The sequence below is a fragment of the Kitasatospora sp. NPDC018619 genome (assembly GCF_044391605.1).
Taxonomy (GTDB): domain Bacteria; phylum Actinomycetota; class Actinomycetes; order Streptomycetales; family Streptomycetaceae; genus Kitasatospora.
In genome coordinates this window covers 1-21983 of record NZ_JBISAI010000029.1, presented here as the reverse complement: position 1 = coordinate 21983, position 21983 = coordinate 1, and the positions used below count along the sequence as shown (strand labels likewise).

16 protein-coding genes are annotated in these 21983 nt (G+C 74.2%); 15 read left to right on the top strand and 1 reads right to left on the bottom strand.

The window, feature by feature from the left end; genetic code table 11:
• The first annotated feature begins 367 nt into the window (after positions 1-367).
• The 5 genes from ACH5AR_RS31320 to ACH5AR_RS31300 are packed head-to-tail and all read left to right on the top strand — an operon-like array spanning position 368 to position 8128.
• Positions 368-2182: an IucA/IucC family protein gene (locus tag ACH5AR_RS31320; RefSeq protein ID WP_396304911.1), complete on the top strand. Its 1815-nt coding sequence runs from the start codon at positions 368-370 to the stop codon at positions 2180-2182.
• Complete coding sequence (locus ACH5AR_RS31315) at positions 2074-2766, top strand: GNAT family N-acetyltransferase (RefSeq protein WP_396304944.1); 693 nt, start codon at positions 2074-2076, stop codon at positions 2764-2766. Before ACH5AR_RS31320 ends, ACH5AR_RS31315 begins: the two co-directional genes overlap by 109 nt.
• A gap of 9 nt (positions 2767-2775) precedes the next feature.
• Positions 2776-4185 (top strand): lysine N(6)-hydroxylase/L-ornithine N(5)-oxygenase family protein, encoded by a 1410-nt coding sequence (locus tag ACH5AR_RS31310; protein WP_396304910.1) that lies wholly within the window; start codon positions 2776-2778, stop codon positions 4183-4185.
• Positions 4163-5986, top strand: a complete 1824-nt coding sequence (locus tag ACH5AR_RS31305; RefSeq protein WP_396304909.1) for an IucA/IucC family protein — start codon at positions 4163-4165, stop codon at positions 5984-5986. Before ACH5AR_RS31310 ends, ACH5AR_RS31305 begins: the two co-directional genes overlap by 23 nt.
• Positions 5987-5998: 12 nt before the next feature.
• A complete protein-coding gene (locus tag ACH5AR_RS31300; protein ID WP_396304908.1) occupies positions 5999-8128 on the top strand; it encodes an ATP-dependent DNA helicase in 2130 nt (709 codons plus the stop codon).
• Positions 8129-8331: 203 nt separating this feature from the next.
• On the opposite strand, the gene lexA is transcribed toward ACH5AR_RS31300, so the two are convergent.
• The gene (gene lexA / locus ACH5AR_RS31295; RefSeq protein WP_189922451.1) at positions 8332-9027 is read right to left on the bottom strand and encodes a transcriptional repressor LexA; all 696 of its coding nucleotides are present in this window, start codon (positions 9025-9027) and stop codon (positions 8332-8334) included.
• A gap of 539 nt (positions 9028-9566) precedes the next feature.
• Between lexA and nrdR the strand changes: the two genes are divergently transcribed.
• The 10 genes from nrdR to ACH5AR_RS31245 all read left to right on the top strand — a co-directional run bounded on the left by nrdR (position 9567) and on the right by ACH5AR_RS31245 (position 21745).
• Entirely contained in the window at positions 9567-10067 is a 501-nt protein-coding gene (gene nrdR, locus ACH5AR_RS31290; RefSeq protein WP_396304907.1) for a transcriptional regulator NrdR, read from the top strand.
• Positions 10068-10271: 204 nt separating this feature from the next.
• Positions 10272-13163, top strand: coding sequence for a vitamin B12-dependent ribonucleotide reductase (locus ACH5AR_RS31285; protein WP_396304906.1), 2892 nt, complete (start codon positions 10272-10274; stop codon positions 13161-13163).
• 161 nt (positions 13164-13324) lie between these two features.
• On the top strand, positions 13325-14119 hold the full coding sequence (locus tag ACH5AR_RS31280; protein ID WP_396304905.1) for an SDR family oxidoreductase: 795 nt from the start codon (positions 13325-13327) through the stop codon (positions 14117-14119).
• A gap of 260 nt (positions 14120-14379) precedes the next feature.
• Entirely contained in the window at positions 14380-16233 is a 1854-nt protein-coding gene (locus tag ACH5AR_RS31275; protein ID WP_396304904.1) for a sensor histidine kinase, read from the top strand.
• A complete protein-coding gene (locus ACH5AR_RS31270; protein WP_396304903.1) occupies positions 16233-16667 on the top strand; it encodes a roadblock/LC7 domain-containing protein in 435 nt (144 codons plus the stop codon). The genes ACH5AR_RS31275 and ACH5AR_RS31270 overlap by 1 nt, the downstream gene beginning before the upstream one ends.
• Positions 16664-17032, top strand: a complete 369-nt coding sequence (locus tag ACH5AR_RS31265; protein ID WP_396304902.1) for a DUF742 domain-containing protein — start codon at positions 16664-16666, stop codon at positions 17030-17032. The genes ACH5AR_RS31270 and ACH5AR_RS31265 overlap by 4 nt, the downstream gene beginning before the upstream one ends.
• On the top strand, positions 17013-17669 hold the full coding sequence (locus tag ACH5AR_RS31260) for a GTP-binding protein (RefSeq protein ID WP_396304901.1): 657 nt from the start codon (positions 17013-17015) through the stop codon (positions 17667-17669). The genes ACH5AR_RS31265 and ACH5AR_RS31260 overlap by 20 nt, the downstream gene beginning before the upstream one ends.
• Positions 17666-18910 carry a cytochrome P450 gene (locus ACH5AR_RS31255; protein WP_396304900.1) on the top strand — a complete coding sequence of 415 codons (1245 nt, stop codon included), beginning with the start codon at positions 17666-17668 and terminating at the stop codon, positions 18908-18910. The genes ACH5AR_RS31260 and ACH5AR_RS31255 overlap by 4 nt, the downstream gene beginning before the upstream one ends.
• Before the next feature lie 35 nt (positions 18911-18945).
• Entirely contained in the window at positions 18946-20160 is a 1215-nt protein-coding gene (locus ACH5AR_RS31250) for a cytochrome P450 (protein ID WP_396304899.1), read from the top strand.
• A gap of 196 nt (positions 20161-20356) precedes the next feature.
• Positions 20357-21745 carry an ABC transporter substrate-binding protein gene (locus ACH5AR_RS31245; protein WP_396304898.1) on the top strand — a complete coding sequence of 463 codons (1389 nt, stop codon included), beginning with the start codon at positions 20357-20359 and terminating at the stop codon, positions 21743-21745.
• Positions 21746-21983 lie beyond the last annotated feature (238 nt).

The window sequence follows — 21983 nt, the reverse complement described above, 5'->3', positions numbered from 1 at the left end:
GGGGCGCCCGGTGGTGTCGCGGTCGGCGCTCTGGCGCCGAGGTGGTGCGTCATCGGCCGGTCCGCGCTGCGGCGGTCCGCCGCCCTGGAGTCTTCCATCGCCGGGGAGGACGGCGGAGCCCGCCCCCGGGGTTGCGGTGCGGGCCGGAGGTCACCGATCCGTGATCCGGGCCCGGCCGGTCCAGCCGCTCAGCAGGGCATCGGGCCCCGGAGGTGGACAATCACCGATTCTCACCCGGACGAGTGAGCGCTCCTTGTGATCACCCGTCATGGATAGGTAACCCTTACCTGACGCGACGGTGCGAGTACCCGCCGATCCCCTCCACCGCAGTGCGCGTCCGCACCCCCACGCGCCCCAAGGAGCAGCCTTGAGCACCGCCGCCCTCACCGGAGCCCCGCCCGTACCGCCGCCCGCCGCGGACCGGGCCCACCGGCACGACCTGCTGCTGCACCCCGACCCGGCCGTCGCCGCCGAACAGGCCGGGCTGGAGGCCCTGCTGCGCTGCTGGACGCGGGAGACCGGAGCCCGGCCCGGGCCGGACGGCCGACTGCGGATCACCGTCCTCGGCGGGGCCGCCCGGCTCACCGCGCCGGTCCGCTACTGGTCGCCCGGCGGCTGGCACCGCTTCGGGCCCGCCACCCTCGCCGCCGGCGGGGCCGCCGCGGCGGGGGACGGCGGCGAGGCCCCGGTGGACGCCGTCACCGCCGCCGCCCTGCTCGCCGCCGCGGCCGCCGAACGGCCCGACCCCGGACAGGTCGCCGACCTGGCCGGCCGGGTCGCCGACTCGGTCGTGCGCACCGCCGAGATCCTCGCCCACCGCCGCACCGGGGCCGTGCCCGGCGGCCCCGAGCGCTCGCACTTCCTCGCCGCCGAGCAGTCCCTGCTGCTCGGCCACCCGCTGCACCCCACGCCGAAGAGCCGCGACGGCCTCGGCCCGGCCCAGAGCGCCGCCTACTCGCCCGAACTGCACGGCTCCTTCCAACTGCACTGGTACGCCGTGGACCGCGAACTGCTCGCGGCGGGCTCCGCCGTCGCCGAGAGCGCCGAGCAGCTCACCGCCGGACTGCTCGACGGCGGCCCGGCGCTGCCGCCCGGCACCGCCGCCCTCCCGCTGCACCCCTGGCAGGCGCGCGAACTCGCCCACCGCCCGGCCGTCGCCGCCCTGCTCGCCGACGGGCTGCTGCACGACCTCGGCCCGGCCGGCGAGCCCTGGTACCCGACCTCCTCGGTGCGCACCGTCTACCGGCCCGGCACCCCGTGGATGCTCAAGCTCTCGCTCGGCCTGCGGATCACCAACTCCCGCCGGGAGAACCTCCGCAAGGAACTGCACCGCGGCCTGGAGATGCACCGGCTGCTGGAGAGCGGGCTGGCCGCCGAGTGGCGGGCCGCCCACCCCGGCTTCGACATCGTCCGCGACCCGGCCTGGATCGGCGTCGACCACCCCGGCCTCGGCGACCCGGGCGGCCTGGACACCGTGCTGCGCGCCCAGCCCTTCGCGCCCACCGACCGGGCGCTGTGCGTGGCCGGCCTCGTCGCCGAACAGCCGCTGGGCACCGGCGACACCGTGCCCTCCCGGCTCGGCGACACCGTGCGGGCCCTGGCCGCCCGCTGCGACCGCCCGCTGCCGACGGTGGCCGCCGAATGGTTCCTGCGCTACCTGGACGCGGTCGTGCTGCCCATCCTCTGGCTGGACGGCCGGGGCGGCATCGCCCTGGAGGCCCACCAGCAGAACAGCCTCGTGCTGCTGGACGCCGAGGGCTGGCCGTGCGGCGGCCGCTACCGCGACAACCAGGGCTACTACTACCGGGAGAGCGCCGCCGAGCGGCTGGCCGCCCGGCTGCCCGGCCTCGGCGCCGACAGCGACACCTTCCTGCCGGACGACGTGATCGACCACCACTTCGCCTACTACCTGGGCATCAACCACGTGCTCGGCCTGATCGGCGCCTTCGGCTCCCAGCGGCTCGCCGACGAATCGGTGCTGCTGGCCGCGCTGCGCCGGTTCCTGGCCGGAGCGCGGGCCACCGCCACCGGCTCGGCGCTGCCCGCGCTGATGCTGGACGCGCCCACGCTGCCCTGCAAGGCCAACCTGCTCACCCGGGTCAACGGCATGGACGAGCTGGTCGGCCCGGTCGCCAGCCAGTCCGTCTACGTGGACATCCCCAACCCGGTGGCGGGCGCCTGATGACCCGCGACCTGCCCGGGTGGGGCGCCGTCCCCACCCCGGCCGGCGAGTTCCGGCTCGCCCCGGTCCGGATGCCCGCCGACCTGGCGCTGCTCGCCGGATGGATGAACGACCCCGAGGTCGACGCCTTCTGGGAGCTCGCCGGGCCGCCCGAGGTCACCGCACGGCACCTGCGGGCCCAGCTGGAGGGCGACGGCCGCAGCCTGCCCTGCCTCGGCCTGCTGGACGGCGAGCCGATGAGCTACTGGGAGGTCTACCGCGCCGACCTCGACCCGCTCGCCGCGCACTACCCGGCCCGGCCGTACGACACCGGCGTGCACCTGCTGCTCGGCCCGGCCGCCAGCCGCGGCCGGGGCCTGGGCGCCGTCCTCCTCGCCGCCCTCGCAGAATTGATTCTTCGCCGGAACCCGCGCTGCGAACGGGTGCTGGCCGAGCCGGACGTCCGCAACCGGCGGTCCGTCCGGGCCTTCGAACGGGCCGGATTCCGGGCCGCCGCCGAACTCGACCTGCCCGGCAAGCGCGCCGCCCTGATGGTCCGCGACCGGGCCGACCGGCCCGCCGCGCCGACCCGACTCCCCGCCTAGGACACCCCCGTGGACACCTCGACACCCCCCGCGTACGACCTGCTCGGCGTCGGCATCGGCCCGTTCAACCTCTCGCTCGCCGCACTCGCCGAGCCCGTCCCCGGCCTGCGCACGCTCTTCTGCGACCAGCGCCCCGAGTTCCGCTGGCACCCCGGGATGCTGGTCGACGGCGCCCGGATGCAGGTGCCGTTCCTCGCCGACCTGGTCTCCCTGGTCGACCCCACCAGCCCGTGGTCCTTCCTCAACTACCTGCGCGACCAGGACCGGCTGTTCCCGTTCTACTTCGCCGAGCGCTTCCAGCTGCCGCGCCGCGAGTACGACCACTACTGCCGCTGGGCCGCCGAACGGCTCGCCAACTGCCGCTTCGGCACCGAGGTCACCGCGCTGCGCTGGGACGCGCCCTGGTACCGCGTCGAACTGACCGACACCGCCACCGGCCGGCGCTCCGAGGCCAGGGCCCGCAACCTCGCCCTCGGGGTCGGCACCAGGCCGGTGCTCCCCGAGGCCTTCGCCGCGCTGGCCGGCCACCCGCGGGCCTTCCACTCCGCCGACTACCTGGACCGCCGCGCCGACCTGGCCGGCGCCCGGGACATCACCGTGGTCGGCAGCGGGCAGTCCGGCGCCGAGGTCTTCCTCGACCTGCTCCGCCGCCACGAGGGGGACGACGTCCGGCTGCGCTGGCTCACCCGGACCAGGGCGCTCGCCCCCATGGAGTACTCCAAGCTCGGCCTGGAGCACTTCACCCCCGACTACACCCGCTACTTCCACGGCCTGCCCGCAGCCGTCCGGGACGCGCTGGTCGACGCCCAGTGGCAGCTGCACAAGGCCGCCAGCACGGAGACCCTCGCCGAGATCCACGACCACCTCTACGAGCGCACCATCGGCCGCCCGATCGACACCGCCCCGGTCGAGATCACCCCCGGCACCGCCGTCACCGAGGCCCGCCAGGGCCCCTGCGGCGGCCTCGAACTGCACTGCCGGCACACCGACTCCGGCACCGAGCACCTGCTGCGCACCGACGCCGTGGTGCTCGCCACCGGCTACCGGGCGGCCCGCCCGGCCGCCCTCGAACCGCTCGCCGAGCTGATCGACTGGGACGAGGCCGGGCGCTACCGGGTCGACCTGGACCACCGGGTCGCCACCCGCCCGGAGCTCACCGGCGGGCTGTACGTCCAGAACGCCGAGCTGCACACCCACGGCGTCGGCACCCCCGACCTCGGGCTCGGCGCCCACCGGGCCGCCGTGATCCTCAACGCCGTCACCGGCCGCACCGTCCACCGGCTGCCCGACCGCACCGCCTGGACCGGCTTCGCGCCGCCCGTCCCCGCCCCCGCGTCCTTCGACCGGACCCCCGTCGACCGGACCACCGCCGTCCCCCGCCCCCAGGAGTTGACCCGTGCCGCAACCGTCGGCCGCTGAACCGCCGCTCCACCTGCCCCCGCACCTCACCACCGGGCACTGGCAGCGGGCCGGCCGCGCCCTGCTGGCCAAGATGCTGGGCGAGTTCGCCTACGAGGAACTGCTCCGGCCCGTCCCCGGCGACGCGCCCGGCGAGTACCGGCTGGAGCTGCCCGAGGCCGAGTACCGCTTCACCGCCCGGCGCGGCGCCTACGACAGCTGGCAGGTCGACCCGGAGTCCGTGCGCTGCTCCCGCCCGGACGGCCTGGACCCGCTGCGCTTCCTCCCGTACGCCCGGCAGGCCCTCGGCCTGCGCGGCGAGACCACCGGCCACCTGATCCGCGAGCTCTGCGCCACCCTCACCGCCGACGCCCGCCAGCTCGCCACCGCGCTGACCGCCGCCGAACTCGCCGACCTCGACCACGCCGCCCTGGAGGGCCGGCAGACCGGCCACCCCTGGATCGTCCCCAACAAGGGCCGGATCGGCTTCTCCGCCGCCGACGCCGCCCGCTGGGCCCCCGAGGCCCGCAGCCCGCGCCCGCTGCCCTGGATCGCGGTGCACCGCCGGCTCGCCGAGTACCGCGGCGTGCCCGGCCTGGAACGGCCCGAGCAGCTGTACGCCCGCGAGCTGGACGACGTGGACGCGCTGCGCGCCGCGCTCGGCCCGGACGCCGGGGACTACCTGCTGCTGCCCGTCCACCCCTGGCAGTGGGACGAGACGGTCCTGACGCTGTTCGCCCCGTGGATCGCCTCCGGCGAGATCGTCCCGCTGCCCTCGGACGGCGACCCACGGCTGCCCCAGCAGTCGATCCGCTCCTTCTTCAACACCGCCCACCCCGAGCGCTGCACCGTCAAGCTGCCACTGTCCATCCTCAACACGCTGGTCTGGCGCGGCCTGCCGGTCGAGCGCACGCTGGCCGCGCCGACCGTCACCGCCTGGCTGCTCGGGCTGCGCGACGCCGACCCGTACCTGCGCGACGAGTGCCGGGTGATCCTGCTCGGCGAGATCGCCTCCGTCACCGTCGACCACCCGCTCTACCGCGAGCTGCCCGAGGCGCCGTACCAGTACAAGGAGCTGCTCGGCGCGATCTGGCGCCAGCCGCTCGGCCCCTTCCTGGACGGCGGCGAGCGGGCCCGCACGCTGGCCTCGCTGCTCCAGAGCGGCTCCGACGGGCGGGCGCTCGCCGCCGAGCTGATCGACCGCTCCGGCCTCCTCCCCGGGGACTGGACCGCCCGGCTGTTCGCCGCGATGATGCCGCCGCTGCTGCACTTCCTCTACCGCTACGGGCTGGTCTTCTCCCCGCACGGCGAGAACGCCATCGTGGTCTTCGACGCCGGCGAGGCGCCGGCCCGGCTCGCGGTCAAGGACTTCGTGGACGACGTCAACCTCAGCGCCCACAGCCTGCCGGAGCTGCACGGCCTGCCCGCCGAGGTCGCCGAGGTGCTGCTGCGGGAGAGCCCCCAGGGGCTCTGCCAGTTCATCCACTCCGGGCTGTTCATCGGCGTGTTCCGCTACCTCGCCCCGCTGCTGGAGGCGCAGACCGGACTGCCCGAGACCGAGTTCTGGGCCCTGCTGCGCGCCGAGGTGCTGCGCTACCAGGACCGCTTCCCCGAGCTGGCCGAGCGCTTCGAGCTGTTCGACCTGTTCCGCCCCCGGATCGACCGGCTCTGCCTCAACCGCAACCGGCTGCTGCTGGACGGCTACCAGGACCGCCCGCACCGCCCGCACGCCGCCCGGTACGGGACGGTGCCGAACGCGCTGGTCGCCGTGGACGTGCGGACGCCCGGGCAGCGGGACCGGATTGTCACCCCCGCCCCGTAGGCTGGGAGGGTCATGACGAACGACTCCGAATCCCACGACTCCGAGCCCCGGGCGGCGGCGGACCCCGGCGACGACGCCGCGGAAGCCGTCGCCGTCCCGCGCTCGCGGATCCCCGAGCTGCTGCACGCCGCGGTGACGGCCGTCGGCGGCGTGGAGCGCCCCGGCCAGGTCCGGATGGCCGAGGCCGTCGCCGACGCCGTCGACCACGCCGAGCACCTGCTCGTCCAGGCCGGCACCGGCACCGGGAAGTCCCTCGCCTACCTGGTCCCCGCGCTCGCCCACGGCGACCACGTGGTGGTCGCCACCGCCACCCTGGCGCTGCAACGCCAGCTGGTGGAGCGGGACTTGCCGCGCACCGTCGAGGCGCTGCACCCGGTGCTGCGCCGCCGCCCGCTGTTCGCGATGCTCAAGGGCCGCTCGAACTACCTGTGCCTGCACCGGGCCAACGAGGGCACCCCGAGCGACGAGGGCGAGGGCCTGTTCGACGCGGTGGACGCCCTCGGCGGGCCCACCGGCAAGCTCGGGCAGGACGTGCTGCGGCTGCGCGACTGGGCCGACGAGACCGACACCGGGGACCGCGACGACCTCAGCCCCGGCGTCTCCGACAGGGCCTGGGCCCAGCTGTCGGTCACCTCCAAGGAGTGCCTGGGCGCCAGCCGCTGCCCGTACGGGCAGGAGTGCTTCGCGGAGAAGGCGCGCGAGCGGGCCAAGCTGGCGGACGTCGTGGTCACCAACCACGCGATGCTCGCGATCGACGCGATCGAGGGCGCGCCGGTGCTGCCCGAGCACGGGCTGCTGATCGTGGACGAGGCGCACGAGCTGGTCAACCGGGTCACCGGCGCGGCCACCGCCGAGCTGACCGTCGGCGCCGTCAACCGGGCGGTCAAGCGGGCCGCGCGGCTGGCCAACGAGAAGGCGGTGGACGCGCTCCAGGCCGCCGCCGAGAACTACCACGGCCTGATGGAGACGGCCCAGCCCGGCCGTGTCGAGGAGCTGCCGGAGTACCTGGCGTACGCGGTCACCGCGATCCGGGACGCCGCCCGGCAGGTGATCACCTCGCTGGGGGAGACGCGGGACAAGGGGCTCAGCGACGAGGACGCCGTCCGCAAGCAGGCGATGGCCTCGGCCGAGACGCTGCACGAGACGGCCGAGCGGCTGCTGGAGGACTCCGAGTACGACGTGGTCTGGATCGAGCGCAGCGACCGCTACGGGCTGGGCACCGCCTCGCTGCGGGTCGCCCCGCTGAGCGTCTCCGGGCTGCTGCGCGAGGGGCTGTACAAGGAGCGCTCGGTCGTCCTCACCTCGGCCACGCTCAAGCTCGGCGGGGACTTCAACGGCGTCGCCGCCTCGGTCGGCCTGCCCTCCGAGGCGCGGCTGCCGGACGTCCGCACCCCCGGGGACAACCCGGACGCCGAGGCGGGCTTCGGCGAGGACGCGGTGCCGCACTGGCGGGGGATCGACGTCGGCTCGCCGTTCAAGTACCCCAAGCAGGGCATCCTGTACGTCGCCAGGCACCTGGCCGACCCGGGGCGCGATCCCGAACGGCCGGACATGCTGGACGAGTTGGCCGAGCTGATCGGCGCGGCCGGCGGGCGGACGCTGGGCCTGTTCTCCTCGATGCGCGGCGCCCAGACGGCCGCCGAGGCGATGCGCGAGCGGCTGGACCACCGGATCCTGCTCCAGGGCGAGGACACCCTGGGCGAGCTGATCCGGGAGTTCGCCTCGGACGCGTCGACCTGCCTGTTCGGCACGCTCTCGCTCTGGCAGGGCGTGGACGTGCCCGGATCGGCCTGCCAGCTGGTCGTGATGGACCGGATCCCGTTCCCCCGGCCGGACGACCCGCTGATGAGCGCCCGCCAGAAGGACGTCGAGCAGCGCGGCGGGAACGGCTTCATGGCCGTGGCGGCGACGCACGCGGCGCTGCTGATGGCGCAGGGCGCGGGCCGGCTGGTGCGTGCGGCCGACGACCGGGGCGTGGTCGCGGTGCTGGACCCGCGGGTGGAGACCAAGCGGTACGGGGGCTTCTTCCGGTCCTCGATGCCGGAGTTCTGGTACACCACGGACCGCAACCAGGTGCGCCGCTCGCTGGCGGCGATCGACGCCTCGGCGGCGCCGGTGCGGCCGGTGGTGAAGCGGGGCTGAGGGCCCGCCGGGGCCCCGGGCGGGCCCCGGCGCCCCCAGTACGTCGGAGGGGCTCCCCGCGGTCGCGGTGGAGCCCCTCTCCGGTGTGCGGTGGGGGTGGCCGTCGGTGGGCAGTACGGGTGGCCGCCGGAGGTGTGCGGCGGCGTGCGCGGGCGTCGGAGGCGGCGGTGCGGCCGGCCGTCGGAGGCGTCGCCGCGCGGCCGTCAGAGGCGGCGCAGGACCGCGACGACCTTGCCGAGGATGGTCGCGTTGTCGCCGTTGATCGGCTCGTACGCCGGGTTGTGCGGCATCAGCCAGATCCGGCCGTCCTCGCGCTTGAGCCGCTTGACGGTGGCCTCGCCGTCGATCATCGCGGCCACGATGTCGCCGTTCTCGGCGACCGGCTGGCGGCGCACGGTGACCCAGTCGCCGTCGCAGATGGCGGCCTCGATCATCGAGTCGCCCCGCACGGTGAGCGCGAAGAGCTCGCCCTCGCCGACCAGCTGGCGGGGCAGCGGGAAGACGTCCTCGACCGTCTGCTCGGCCAGGATCGGCCCGCCGGCGGCGATCCGGCCGACCAGCGGGACGTAGGAGGTGGAGGGACGGCCGGCCGTCTCGGCGGTGTTCGGACGGGCCACCTCGACACCGCGGACCTCGTAGGCGCGCGGGCGGTGCGGATCGCGGCGCAGGAAGCCCTTGCGCTCCAGCGCCATCAGCTGGTGGGCGACCGAGGAGGTGCTGGACAGGCCGACGGCCTGGCCGATCTCGCGCATGGACGGCGGGTACCCGCGGCGCTGGACGGAATCCCGGATGACCTCGATCACCCGGCGCTGGCGCTCGGTGAGGCCCGCCTCGTCCGTCCGGATGCCGGGGGGGCGGCCGGGCATCGCGCGGGCGGGGGAGGGGTGGGAGTCGTCCATGGCGGCGGAGTGTTCGATCGGCTGGTCGGGCACGCGGGGTGCCCCGGAAAGGGCCGTGCCGGAGAGGCGGTGGTCTTCGCTACGGTCCATGCTGATGTCCACACCCTGCTGATTCGTGGTGCGCTGCCCCACCTTGAACTGGGAGTGTTCCTGCACCGGGATGGTGTTGCTTTCGATCGTGTTCACGGCGGCCCCTCTCGACGGCTGTCCTCTCCCTTTTCCAGCCCAACGCGCCTCCTATCGAAAGGTTGCGCCAAACACACGTTCGAGTGAATTATTCGGGAGTTGACTGACTCGATCAAGGCTTTGTTGTACATCGAGTAAATGTTCGAGCGGAACTCGACCCCGGCAGTCTAATCGGCGCCGTCGCGACGCCGACACGCCACGGTGCTCACCTCCCCCAGAGTCCTAGATGTAGTGGCTACAGTCCTCTCCGTGCCCAGTACTAGTGGTCGCCGCGCATGATCAGCTTGCCGAGGCCGGGGGCGCATCGCATAGACTCGACAGGTCCGAACGTTCTGCCAGGGAGGGATCCCGAGGTGCACTGCCCCTTCTGCCGGCACTCCGACAGCCGCGTTGTCGACAGCCGGACCACCGAGGACGGCAGCTGCATCCGCCGCCGCAGGCAGTGCCCGGACTGCGGCCGCCGCTTCACCACGGTGGAGACGGCCGCGCTGATGGTCATCAAGCGCAGCGGCGTCACCGAGCCGTTCTCCCGGCAGAAGGTCATCACCGGCGTCCGCAAGGCCTGCCAGGGCCGCCCGGTCACCGAGGACGCGCTGGCCCAGCTCGGCCAGCGGGTCGAGGAGTGCGTGCGCGCCAGCGGCAACGCCGAGCTGACCACCCACGACGTGGGGCTGGCCATACTCGGCCCGCTCAAGGAGCTCGACGTGGTCGCCTACCTGCGCTTCGCCTCCGTGTACCAGGCGTACGACGGGCTGGAGGACTTCGAGGCCGCCATCGCGGAACTCCGCGCGGAACGGCCCCGCACCGCCGAGGCGGACGGCACCTGCGTGTCCGTCGCGGCCGCCGCGCCCTAGGAGGCGCCCCGGGCCCCCGCGGGCCCCGATCCGCACCACCCAGGCCCCGCGGGGCCCACGCGTGCCCGAAACCGGGGCACGGAACACTACAAACCGTGCGCAAGCAGGCGAGGTCTCCGCCTGCCCGCACACCGGAAGAACGAACCAGCAGTGCCCGGACTTTTCAGGGCGCTTCGGGCGTTTGCCCAGGAGGAGGAGCGAGAAGTGACAGACACCACGAGCGGTTCCGCACGCGGGTCGAAGTCCGAGAAGGCCGCGGCCAAGGGTGCCAAGGGCCCGAAGGGCGGTCTGCGGATGGAGCGCATCCACACCACTCCTGGCGTGCACCCGTACGACGCGGTCCGCTGGGAGCGGCGCGACGTCGTCATGACCAACTGGCGCGACGGCTCGATCAACTTCGAGCAGCGCGGCGTCGAGTTCCCGGACTTCTGGTCGGTCAACGCCGTCAACATCGTCACGTCCAAGTACTTCCGCGGCGCCGTCGGCACCCCGCAGCGCGAGTGGAGCCTGAAGCAGATCATCGACCGCGTGGTGCTGACCTACCGCGCCGCCGGCGAGAAGCACGGCTACTTCGCGTCCAAGGACGACGCCGAGATCTTCGAGCACGAGCTGACCCACGCCCTCCTCCACCAGGTGTTCAGCTTCAACTCGCCGGTCTGGTTCAACGTCGGCACCAAGCAGCCCCAGCAGGTCAGCGCCTGCTTCATCCTGGCCGTCGACGACTCCATGGAGTCGATCCTCGACTGGTACAAGGAAGAGGGCATGATCTTCAAGGGCGGCTCCGGCGCCGGCCTCAACCTCTCCCGGATCCGCTCCTCCAAGGAACTGCTCTCCTCCGGTGGCAACGCCTCCGGCCCGGTCTCCTTCATGCGCGGCGCCGACGCCTCGGCCGGCACCATCAAGTCCGGCGGCGCCACCCGCCGCGCGGCCAAGATGGTCGTGCTCGACGTGGACCACCCGGACGTCGAGGCCTTCATCGAGACCAAGGTGAAGGAGGAGGAGAAGATCCGCGCCCTGCGCGACGCGGGCTTCGACATGGACCTCGGCGGGGACGACATCACCTCCGTCCAGTACCAGAACGCCAACAACTCGGTCCGCGTGAACGACGAATTCATGACCGCCGTCGAGAACGGCACCGAATTCGGCCTGCGCGCCCGGATGACCGGCGAGGTCATCGAGACCGTCGACGCGAAGAAGCTCTTCCGCAAGATGGCCGAGGCCGCCTGGGCCTGCGCCGACCCCGGCATCCAGTACGACTCGACGATCAACCACTGGCACACCTGCCCGGAGTCCGGCCGCATCAACGCGTCCAACCCGTGCTCGGAGTACATGCACCTGGACAACTCCAGCTGCAACCTCGCCTCGCTGAACCTGATGAAGTTCCTGCGCGAGGACGACTCCTTCGACGCCGAGCGCTTCGCCAAGGTCGTCGAGCTGGTCATCACCGCGATGGACATCTCGATCTGCTTCGCCGACTTCCCCACCGAGAAGATCGGCGAGACCACCCGCGCCTACCGCCAGCTCGGCATCGGCTACGCCAACCTCGGCGCGCTGCTGATGGCCACCGGCCACGCGTACGACAGCGCCGGCGGCCGCGCCCTGGCCGGCGCCATCACCTCGCTGATGACCGGCACCGCCTACCGCCGCGGCGCCGAACTCGCCGGCGTGGTCGGCCCGTACGACGGTTACGCCCGCAACGCGGCCCCGCACCAGCGGGTCATGAAGCAGCACGCCGACGCCTCCCTGGACGCCGTCTCGTACGACGACCTGGACGCCCCGGTCTGGCTGGCCGCGAACAAGACCTGGCAGGACGTGCTGCGGATCGGTGCGCAGAACGGTTTCCGCAACGCCCAGGCCTCGGTGCTCGCCCCGACCGGCACCATCGGCCTGATGATGGACTGCGACACCACCGGCGTCGAGCCCGACCTGGCCCTGGTCAAGTTCAAGAAGCTCGTCGGCGGCGGCTCGATGCAGATCGTCAACGGCACCGTCCCGCGCGCCCTCAAGCGCCTCGGCTACCAGGACGAGCAGGTCGAGGCGATCGTCGCCCACATCGCCGAGCACGGCAACGTGGTGGACGCCCCGGGCCTGAAGCCCGAGCACTACGAGGTGTTCGACTGCGCGATGGGCGAGCGGGTCATCTCGGCCATGGGCCACGTGCGGATGATGGCCGCGATCCAGCCGTGGATCTCGGGCGCCATCTCCAAGACGGTGAACATGCCCGAGAGCGCCACGGTCGAGGAGATCGAGGAGATCTACTTCGAGGCGTGGAAGATGGGCGTCAAGGCGCTCGCCATCTACCGCGACAACTGCAAGGTCGGCCAGCCGCTCTCGGCCAAGAAGAAGGACACCGAGGAGAAGGCCGAGCAGGCCGAGGCCCCCGCCGCGGTCGAGAAGGTCGTCGAGTACCGCCCGGTCCGCAAGCGCCTGCCCAAGGGCCGTCCGGGCATCACGACCTCCTTCACGGTCGGTGGCGCCGAGGGCTACATGACGGCCAACTCCTACCCGGACGACGGTCTGGGCGAGGTCTTCCTGAAGATGTCCAAGCAGGGCTCGACCCTCGCGGGCATGATGGACGCCTTCTCCATCGCCGTCTCGGTCGGCCTCCAGTACGGCGTGCCGCTGGAGACCTACGTCTCGAAGTTCACCAACATGCGCTTCGAGCCGGCCGGCCTGACCGACGACCCGGACGTGCGGATGGCGCAGTCGATCGTGGACTACATCTTCCGCCGCCTGGCGCTCGACTTCCTGCCGTTCGAGACCCGCTCGGCGCTCGGCATCCACTCCGTCGAGGAGCGCCAGCGCCACCTGGAGACGGGCTCGTACGAGCCGCTGGAGGCCGAGGAGATCGACACCGAGTCGCTCGCCCAGTCCGCCCCGGTCGCCGCCAGGCCGGCCACCGTCCCGGCGCCGTCCCCGGCCGCCGAGGCGCCCAAGGCCGCCCCGAAGCAGGCCCACAACTCCACGGAGCTGATGGAGATCCAGCTCGGCCTCAACGCCGACGCGCCGCTCTGCTTCTCCTGCGGCACCAAGATGCGCCGCGCCGGCAGCTGCTACCTGTGCGAGGGCTGCGGCTCCACCAGCGGCTGCAGCTGACGCCGCCCGGCCCGGCGGCCCCGTGGTGACCCCCTGAAGCGGGGCGAGGACCTTCCCGGTCCTCGCCCCGCTTCTTCGCGTCCCCGGGGATGCCGATGTCACGTTCGGGGGTGGTGTCCGGTCGGTGGGGGTGACGGGTTCTGCCGAGAGGGAGTGCTGTGGTGACGGGAACGGTGCTGGTGACCGGGGCGACGGGGACGCTCGGGCGGGAGGTGGCGCGGCTGCTGGTGGCGCGCGGGGTGGCGGTGCGGGGGCTGAGCCGGCGGGTGCGGAGCGGGGGCGACGGGGTCGCGTGGGTGGTCGGGGACCTGGTGAGCGGGGCCGGGACGGCCGAGGCGCTGGCCGGCGTCGACGTGGTGGTGGACTGCGCGACCACGCAGCGGAAGGCGGACCTGGAGGCGGTCGGGACGCTGGTGGCGCGGGCCCGGGAGGCCGGGGTGCGGCACCTGGTGTACGTGTCGATCGTCGGGATCGACCGGGTGCCGATCGGGTACTACCGGACGAAGCTCGCCTGCGAGCGGGTGGTGCGGGAGTCGGGGCTGGGCTGGACGGTGCTCCGGGCGACGCAGTTCCACGACCTGCTGCTGCGGTTCTTCGACGCCTCCGTGAGGCTGCCGCTCTTCCCGGTGCTGAGCGGGGCGGCGGTCCAGCCGGTGGACGTGCGGGAGGTGGCGGAGGCGGTCGCGGACCTGGCGGGGGCGGAGCCCGCCGGCTTCGCCCCGGAGGTGGGCGGCCCGCAGGTGCGCCCGTACCGGGAGCTGGCCGAGGCCTACCTGCGGGCGGCGGGCCGGCGCCGGGTGCTGCTGCCGCTGCGCCTGCCGGGCGCGGCCGGCCGCGCGCTGCGGGAGGGCGGCAACCTGACGCCGGACCGGGCGGTGGGCCGGGGGACCTTCGAGCAGGTGCTGGAGCGCCGCTTCGGCTCGGCGGGCGCAGGCCCGGCGGCCCGCGGGGTGTGAACCGGGGGTTCGGGTGGGCGTCGGGGGTGTCGCTCCGGGACGGGGGTGGCGTGGAGGAAGGAGATGGTCCGTCAACTGGCCGCTTGAGGGCAATGTCTGAATCGATATGATCGGCCGAAAGCGTGAACCGATCAGCCGCCCGGAGACGTTTTGACACGTCCCGGGCGGTCCGTATGCGCCCGACCAGCTGTCGGCGGCCGCAACCGTCGCCGACCCGCCGCCCGCGCCGCCGCCCGCCGACGTTGCCGAGGACCGCACCGATGAGAGAAGCCCCCAGCCCCGACGGCCGATCGGGCCGACGGCCCGCGCCGCGCACCGTCGCCCTGGCCGCGGCCGCCGTCCTGCTGGCGCTGGTCGCCGCGCCGGTCGGCGTCACCCGGGCGCTCGGCTCGCACCAGCCGCTCACCGCCCTCGCGGTGGGGGCCGTCACGGTGCTCTGGCTGATCGCCGTCGGCCTCGCGGCCACCGGCGCCGAGCGCTCCCGCGGGCTGGCCGAGGAGCTGGCTGCGCAGCACGAGGAGACCCGGGCCGCGCTGGTCGTCGCGGGCACGGCCCGGCAGGCCCAGACGGCCGCCGCCGACCGGGCCGCCGCCGCGCTCGCCGAGCGGGACGCCGCCCGCGCCGAGCAGGCCCGTGCCGAGGCGGACGTCACCGCCGCGCACGCCGAGCTGGCCCGGCTGCGGACCGAGCTCGACGCCGAGCGGGCCGCCGCGGAGGCCGAGCGGGCCCGGGCCGGGGCCGAACGCGCCGAGTTGCACCGGATCACCGAGGGCGTGCTGCCCGAGGTGGTGGCGAAGCTGCGCGCGGGCGCGGCCGTGGACAGCGCGCTGGCCGCCCACCGCAAGCACCCCCAGTACGCGCTGCTGCGCGCCGTCGGCGAGGAGATCGGCCGCGGCGAGCGGCTGAGGGCCGCCGCGCTGGCGGTGTGCGCGACCGCGGCCGGGCGGGTCCAGGCGCTGGCCACGAGCATGCACGCCGAGCTGCGCGAGATGCAGCACCGGCACGACGAGGAGGTGCTCGGCGACCTGCTGAGCCTGGACCACTCGACCGCCCAGGCGGGCCGGATGGCCGACAGCATCGCGGTGCTCACCGGTGCCCGCTCCGGCCGCCGCTGGGCCAAGCCGATCGCGGTGGAGTCGGTGCTGCGCGGCGCCCTCGGCCGGATCGGCGCCTACCAGCGGGTGCGGCTGCACAACGCCAGCACCGCGGCCGTCGCCGGGTACGCGGCGGAGGGCGTGATGCACGCGCTGGCCGAACTGCTGGACAACGCCACCAACTTCTCCGCCCCGCCGGCCGAGGTGCACGTCTATGTCGAGGAGGTGCCCGCCGGGCTGGCGGTCACCGTCGAGGACAGCGGGCTGGGCCTGAGCGACAGCTGGCTGCGCCGGGCCGAGCGGGCGGTCTCCGCCGAGCCGCTGGACCTCACCACGCTCTCGGCCGGCACCCGGCTGGGGCTCGCGGTGGTCGGCGTGCTGGCGCGCAAGCACGGGTTGCAGGTCTCCTTCCGGCCGTCGGCGCGCGGCGGCACCGGCGTGGTCGTGCTGATCCCGCAGCAGCTGGTGACCCACCCGGCCCCGGCCACCGCCCCGGCACCCCTCCAGGCGTCCGTCCCGGCCCAGGCGGCACCCGCGGAGGGCGCGCGTCCCGCGCTCGCCTCGGCGCGCCCGGCGCCCGCCTCGCTGCCCCCGGCGCCCGCGGTGCAGCGGACCCCCGTCGGGGCGCCCGTCGGGACGCCCGTCGGGACGCCCGCGGCGGGTGGCACCCGGACCGCCACCGCACCGCCGGCCCTGCCCGCCGCACCTGCCGTACCTGCCGTACCCGCCCGGATGACCGACAGCGGCCTGCCGCAGCGCCGCCGCGGACAGACGCTGGCCACCGCCGCCCCCGCGGCGGAGCGGCCCGCGAAGCCCGCCGGCACCGACGCGGCGCGTGCGGCCGCCCGGTTCGGCGCGTTCCGCCGGGCCGCCGCCCGTCCGGCCGAGGCCGAGCAGCCCTCCGCCGGGGCGCCTGCCACGGGCCCCGCAGGAGCGCCGGCCACGACCTTCGCCGGGGCGCCGGGCCCGGCCCCCGACACCATGCCCGACGCTTCCCCCGTCACCGAGAAGGACACCTGATGAGCAGTGCCACCGACCGCGACCTCGACTGGCTGTTGGAGAACCTGCTGGCGGCGACCCCCGGCACCCGGCACGCCCTGGTCCTGTCCGCCGACGGCCTCAAGCTCTGCCACACCGCCGGGCTGAGCACCGACCAGGCCGACCAGCTGGCCGCCATCGCCTCCGGCCTGCAGAGCCTGGCGCACGGCGCCTCGATCGAGTTCGGCGACGGCAGCGGCGGCGTGCGCCAGTCGATGACCGAGTTCCACGGCGGCATCCTGTGCATCGTGGCGGCGGGCGAGGGCGCGCACCTCGCGGTGGTCACGGACGACGAGGCGGACGTCGGCGTCGTCGGCCACAACATGCACGGCCTGATCGAGCAGATCGGGGTCCACCTCAGCGCGCCCGCCCGGGGGGCGGAAGGCGGGGCCGGGCAGGGGAGCGCGACGATATGAACGCGGGGCCGGTGCTGCCGGGGCGCGACGAGGACCCGGACCGCCTCTACACCATCACCCGGGGACGCAGCCGGGCTCCGGAGAACGCCTTCGACCTGGTGACCCTGATCGTCGCCGAGCGGCAGCCGGTGCCCGGGATGCAGTCGGAGCACGCCCGGATCCTGCGGATGTGCGAGGCCCCGACCGCCGTGGTGGAGGTGGCGGCGGAGCTCGCGCTGCCCGTCTCGGTGGTGAAGATCCTGCTCGGCGACCTGCTGGAGTCCGGGGCGGTCACCGCCCGCCACCCGCGGTTCGCGCCCAACAAGACCCGGCTGCCCGACCTCGACACGCTGAAGCAGGTGCTGCATGGCCTCCGACAGCTCTGACGCCCGGGCCGCGGGCGCCGCTGCCGCCGTCCGGCCGGCCGGCCCGCGCACCCCGCTGCGGGCGACCGCCGACAACGCGCTGAAGATCGTCGTGGTCGGCGGCTTCGGGGTGGGCAAGACCACCCTGGTCGGTTCGGTCAGCGAGATCCGCCCGCTGAACACCGAGGAGGTGATGACCAAGGCGGGCGAGGGCATCGACCCGGCCGGCGCCTGGGGCAAGCGCTCCACCACCGTCGCCTTCGACTTCGGCCGGATCACCCTGTCCGAGCGCCAGGTGCTGTACCTGTTCGGCGCGCCCGGGCAGGAGCGCTTCTGGTTCCTGTGGGACCGGCTGTTCAGCGGTGCGCTGGGCGCCGTCGTCCTGGTGGACACCCGGCGGCTGGAGGAGTCCTGGTACGCCATCGACCGGCTGGAGCACCACGGCACCCCGTTCATCGTGGCCCGCAACAACTTCGGTGAGCCGAGCCACACCCTGGAGCAGGTCCGCGAGGCCCTGGACCTGCCGGCCGAGGTGCCGCTGGTGGACTGCGACGCGCGCGACCGCGAGTCCTGCAAGCAGGTGCTGATCGCCCTGGTCCACCACCTGGCCGCCCTCGCCGGAGCATCCGACGCGATCTACGAGGAGAGCACCCCGTGACCGAGCCCGCCGCCACCCCGCCGCCGGGCTGCCCGGCGCACGCCGGCGCCACGCCGTTGTACGGGCCGCGCTTCCAGACCGACCCGTCCCAGCTCTACCGCGAGCTGCGCGCCGCGCACGGCCCGGTCGCCCCGGTCGAGCTGGCCGGCGGCGTGCCCGCCTGGCTGGTCATCGGCTACCGCGAGCTCCAGCAGGTGACCGGCCGGCCGCAGCTGTTCGGCCGCGACTCCAGCCGCTGGCACGCCTGGGCGACGCTGCCCCCCGACTGGCCGCTGAAGCCGATGATGGCGCCCGTCCCCTCGATCCTCTACGCCGAGGGCGAGGAGCACGTACGGCGCTCGCGCGCGGTCACCGACGCGCTGGCCGGGACCGACCCGTACGAGCTGCGCAAGCACGCCGAGGAGATCGCCGACCGGCTGATCGACGGGTTCGCCGGGCGCGGCGAGGCCGACCTGGTCGCCGAGTACGCGCACCGGATGCCGCTGCTGGTGCTGTGCCGGGTGCTCGGCCTGGACGAGGAGCAGGCGCCGCAGCTGATCACGGCGCTGCTGGCCATGCTGGACGGCGGGCCGGACGCGCCGGCCGGCGCCCAGCGGCTGCTGGAGCTGATGCACGCGCTGGTCGAGGAGAAGGCCGAGCACCCTGGCGCGGACATCGCCTCGCGGATGCTGGCGCACCCGGCCGGGCTGACCCACGACGAGGTGATGCGCGACCTGCGGGTGCTGCTGATCGCCGGCCACCAGCCCAGCTCGTACTGGATCTCCAACGCGCTGCGGCTGATGCTCACCGACGAGCGCTTCGCCGCCTCGCTGGCGGGCGGCCGGCGCAGCATCAGCCAGGCGCTGAACGAGGCGCTCTGGGAGGACACCCCGACCCAGATCTTCGCCGGGCGCTGGGCGGTGCGCGACACCCAGCTGGGCGGTCAGCGCATCGCGGAGGGGGACATGCTCCTGCTCGGCTTCGCCGGGGCCAACGCCGATCCGGCGGTCCGGCAGCCGGACGGCCGCCCGGCGGAGGGCAACCGGGCGCACATGAGCTACTCGTACGGCGAGCACGGCTGCCCGTTCCCGGCGCAGGAGGCGGCGGAGGTGATCGCCACCACCGCGATCGAGGTGCTGCTCGACCGGCTGCCGGACCTCCGGCTGGCGGTGGCCGAGCACGCGCTGGTGTGGCGGCCCTCGGCCTGGGTGCGCGGGCTGGTGGCGCTGCCGGTCTCGTTCACCCCCGGCCAGCCCGCCTGACCCACCACCACCCGCCGTTCGAAGGAGAGTTGTCGATGACCGCTGCCCCGGCCCGAATCGTCCTCGACCCGCTGGCCCGCGACAACGCGGCCGAGGGCGCGCTGCTGCGGGCCGCCGGCCCGGCGGTGCCGGTCGAGCTGCCCGGCGGGGTCGCCGCGTGGGCGGTCACGCAGCACGCCGCCGCGCGCGACCTGCTCACGGACGCCCGGCTGGTGAAGGACCCCGCGCACTGGGCGGCCTACCAGCGCGGCGAGGTCCCGACGACCTGGCCGCTGATCGGCCTGGCGGTGCCCGGCCCGAGCATGGTGACCACCGACGGCGCCGAGCACCGCCGGCTGCGGGCGCTGGTCGCGCAGGCCTTCACCCCGCGCCGGGTGGAGCTGATGCGCCCGCGCGTCGAGGAGACCACCCACGCGCTGCTGGACGCGCTGGCGGCCGGCGAGCCGGTGGTGGACCTCAAGACGGCCTTCGCCTTCCCGCTGCCGATGACGGTGATCTGCTCGCTGCTGGGCGTGCCGGAGTCGGACCACGGCCTGCTGCGCGACCTGTACGAGCGGTTCTTCGGCACCAAGCCGGATCCGGAGGGCATCCAGGCGACCGTCGCCGGGCTGAACGCCTTCGTCAACGGCCTGGTGGCGCAGCGCCGTTCGGCACCCGGCGACGACCTGGCGAGCGCGCTGCTGGCGGCCGACACCGAGGGCGGGGCGCTGACCGACGAGGAGGCGGCGGCCACCCTGAGGGTGATCATCGCGGCCGGCCACGAGACCACGGTGAACCTGATCGGCAACGCGGTGCGGGCCCTGCTGGCCCACCCGGACCAGCTGGAGCTGGTGCGCTCGGGCCGGGTGTCCTGGGACGCGGTGGTGGAGGAGTCGCTCCGCTGGACGCCGCCGACCAGCAACTTCCTCTTCCGGTTCGCCGCCGAGCCGGTCCCGGTCGGCGAGGTGGTGATCCCGGCCGGCGAGGCGGTGCTGGTCTCGTACAACGCGATCGGCCGCGACCCGCTGCAGCACGGGGTGACGGCCGAGGTCTTCGACATCACCCGGGACCCGGCCCGCCACCTCTCCTTCGGCCACGGCCCGCACGTCTGCCCGGGCTCCCCGCTGGCCCGGCTGGAGGCCGGGGTCGCGCTGCCCGCGCTGTTCGAGCGTTTCCCGGGGCTGTCGCTCGCGGTGCCGGACGCGGAGCTGCGGCCGAGCCCCTCGCTGGTGGTGAACAGCCTGTTGGAGCTGCCGGTCCGGCTGTTCTGACCTCACTCCGCGCACGACCGCCCCGGCCGGGTTTCCGGTCGGGGGCAGTCGCGCACCTTGGCGCGGGCCGACGGCTGCGTTAACGTCTTCGATCAGTTCGGCCGCCCGTCCCGCTGCTCCCAGCGGTCCCATCTCCGGTACAGCGCAATGTCGTTCAGTCCACCGTCGGCAGCACGCCCTGGCGAGGAGAACCGCATTGACCCCCAACCCGACCGCACCGTGCGAGAGCCACCGCCGACGCCTGACCGCCGTGCCCGTCCTGGTGGCGGCACTGGCGCTGACCGCGGCCTGCTCCAACAGCTCCGGTGGTTCGGGTGGCGGTGGCGGCGGATCGGCCGCCCCGCTGCCCGGTGACTGCGCCCGGTACCAGCCGTACGCCGGCCACTCGGGCACCACCGTGACGATGTTCGCCTCGATCCTGAGCCCGGAGTCGGACAACCTGGAGAAGTCCTGGGCCGAGTTCAGCAAGTGCACCGGCATCAGGATCAGCTACGAGGGCTCGAACGACTTCGAGTCCCAGCTGCCGGTGCGGGTCTCCGGCGGCAATGCCCCGGACTTCGCGATCATCCCGCAGCCGGGCCTGCTGGCGCAGATGGTGAAGAGCGGCAAGGTGGTGAAGCCGCCCGCCCAGACCGTCGCCAACCAGGACAGGTGGAGCCCGATCTGGAAGACCTACGGCTCGGTCAACGGCACCTTCTACGCGGCCCCGATGAGCGCCAACATGAAGTCGCTGGTCTGGTACTCGCCGAAGGCCTTCACGGCGGCCGGCTACGAGGTGCCCAAGACCTGGGCCGACCTGATGGCGCTCAGCGACCGGATCGCCAAGGCGGGCGGTGCCAAGCCGTGGTGCGGCGGCATCGCCTCGGGCACGGCCACCGGCTGGCCGGCCACCGACTGGCTGGAGGAGGTGGTGCTCGGCTCGTACGGCGGCGAGGTGTACGACCAGTGGGTCGGCCACCAGGTGAAGTTCTCCGACCAGAAGATCACCGCCGCGATGAAGACGGTCGCGGACTGGATGCAGAACCCGGCGTGGGTCAACGCGGGCTTCGGTGACGTGAAGTCGATCGCCACCACGACCTTCCAGGACGCGGGCACGCCGATCCTGAGCGGCAAGTGCCTGATGCTCCAGCAGGCCTCCTTCTACGAGGCGCAGTGGCCCAAGGGCACCAAGGTCGGCCCGGACGGGGACGTCTTCGCCTTCCGGCTGCCCGCGGTGAACCCGTCCGTCGCCAGCCCGGTCGAGGGCGGCGGCGAGTTCCTGGCGGCGTTCTCCGGCCGGCCCGAGGTGCAGGCGGTGCAGAACTACCTGTCCAGCTCGGACTGGGCGAGCAGCCGGGTGAGGACCGCGAGCGGCTGGGTCTCGGCCAACCAGGGCGTGGACAAGAGCCTCTACACCGACCCGATCGACAAGCTGTCGGCCGAGGCGCTGACCGACCCGTCGGCGACCTTCCGCTTCGACGGCTCCGACCTGATGCCGGCGGCCGTGGGGTCCGGGCAGGAGTGGAAGTCGCTGACGGCCTGGTTCGCCGAGGGGCAGTCGATCCAGAAGACCGCCGCCGACATCGACGCCGCCTGGCCGCAGTAGGGCGGCGGCCGGCCGGCCGGTGGTGCCTGGTGCCTAGTGCTGGTGCCTGATGCCTGATGCCTGGTCGCCGGTGCCTGGTCGCTGGTGGCCGGCGGCCGTCGTGCCGGGTCGCGCCCGGCACACCCGGGACCACCTGTCGAGGGGGGGGGGGGGGCCCCCCCCCCCCCCCCCCCCCCCCCCACCCCCCCCCCCCCCCCGGGGGGCCGCCCCGGGGGGACGCCCGCGGGCCGGCGCCCCC

Excerpts from the sequence above, each read along its gene's own strand:
- ACH5AR_RS31300 (WP_396304908.1), top strand. The coding sequence starts at position 5,999 with ATGACGAACGACTCCGAATCCCACGACTCCGAGCCCCGGGCGGCGGCG.
- lexA (WP_189922451.1), bottom strand. The coding sequence starts at position 9,027 with ATGGACGACTCCCACCCCTCCCCCGCCCGCGCGATGCCCGGCCGCCCC.
- ACH5AR_RS31275 (WP_396304904.1), top strand. The coding sequence starts at position 14,380 with ATGAGAGAAGCCCCCAGCCCCGACGGCCGATCGGGCCGACGGCCCGCG.
- ACH5AR_RS31270 (WP_396304903.1), top strand. The coding sequence starts at position 16,233 with ATGAGCAGTGCCACCGACCGCGACCTCGACTGGCTGTTGGAGAACCTG.
- ACH5AR_RS31265 (WP_396304902.1), top strand. The coding sequence starts at position 16,664 with ATGAACGCGGGGCCGGTGCTGCCGGGGCGCGACGAGGACCCGGACCGC.
- ACH5AR_RS31260 (WP_396304901.1), top strand. The coding sequence starts at position 17,013 with ATGGCCTCCGACAGCTCTGACGCCCGGGCCGCGGGCGCCGCTGCCGCC.
- ACH5AR_RS31250 (WP_396304899.1), top strand. The coding sequence starts at position 18,946 with ATGACCGCTGCCCCGGCCCGAATCGTCCTCGACCCGCTGGCCCGCGAC.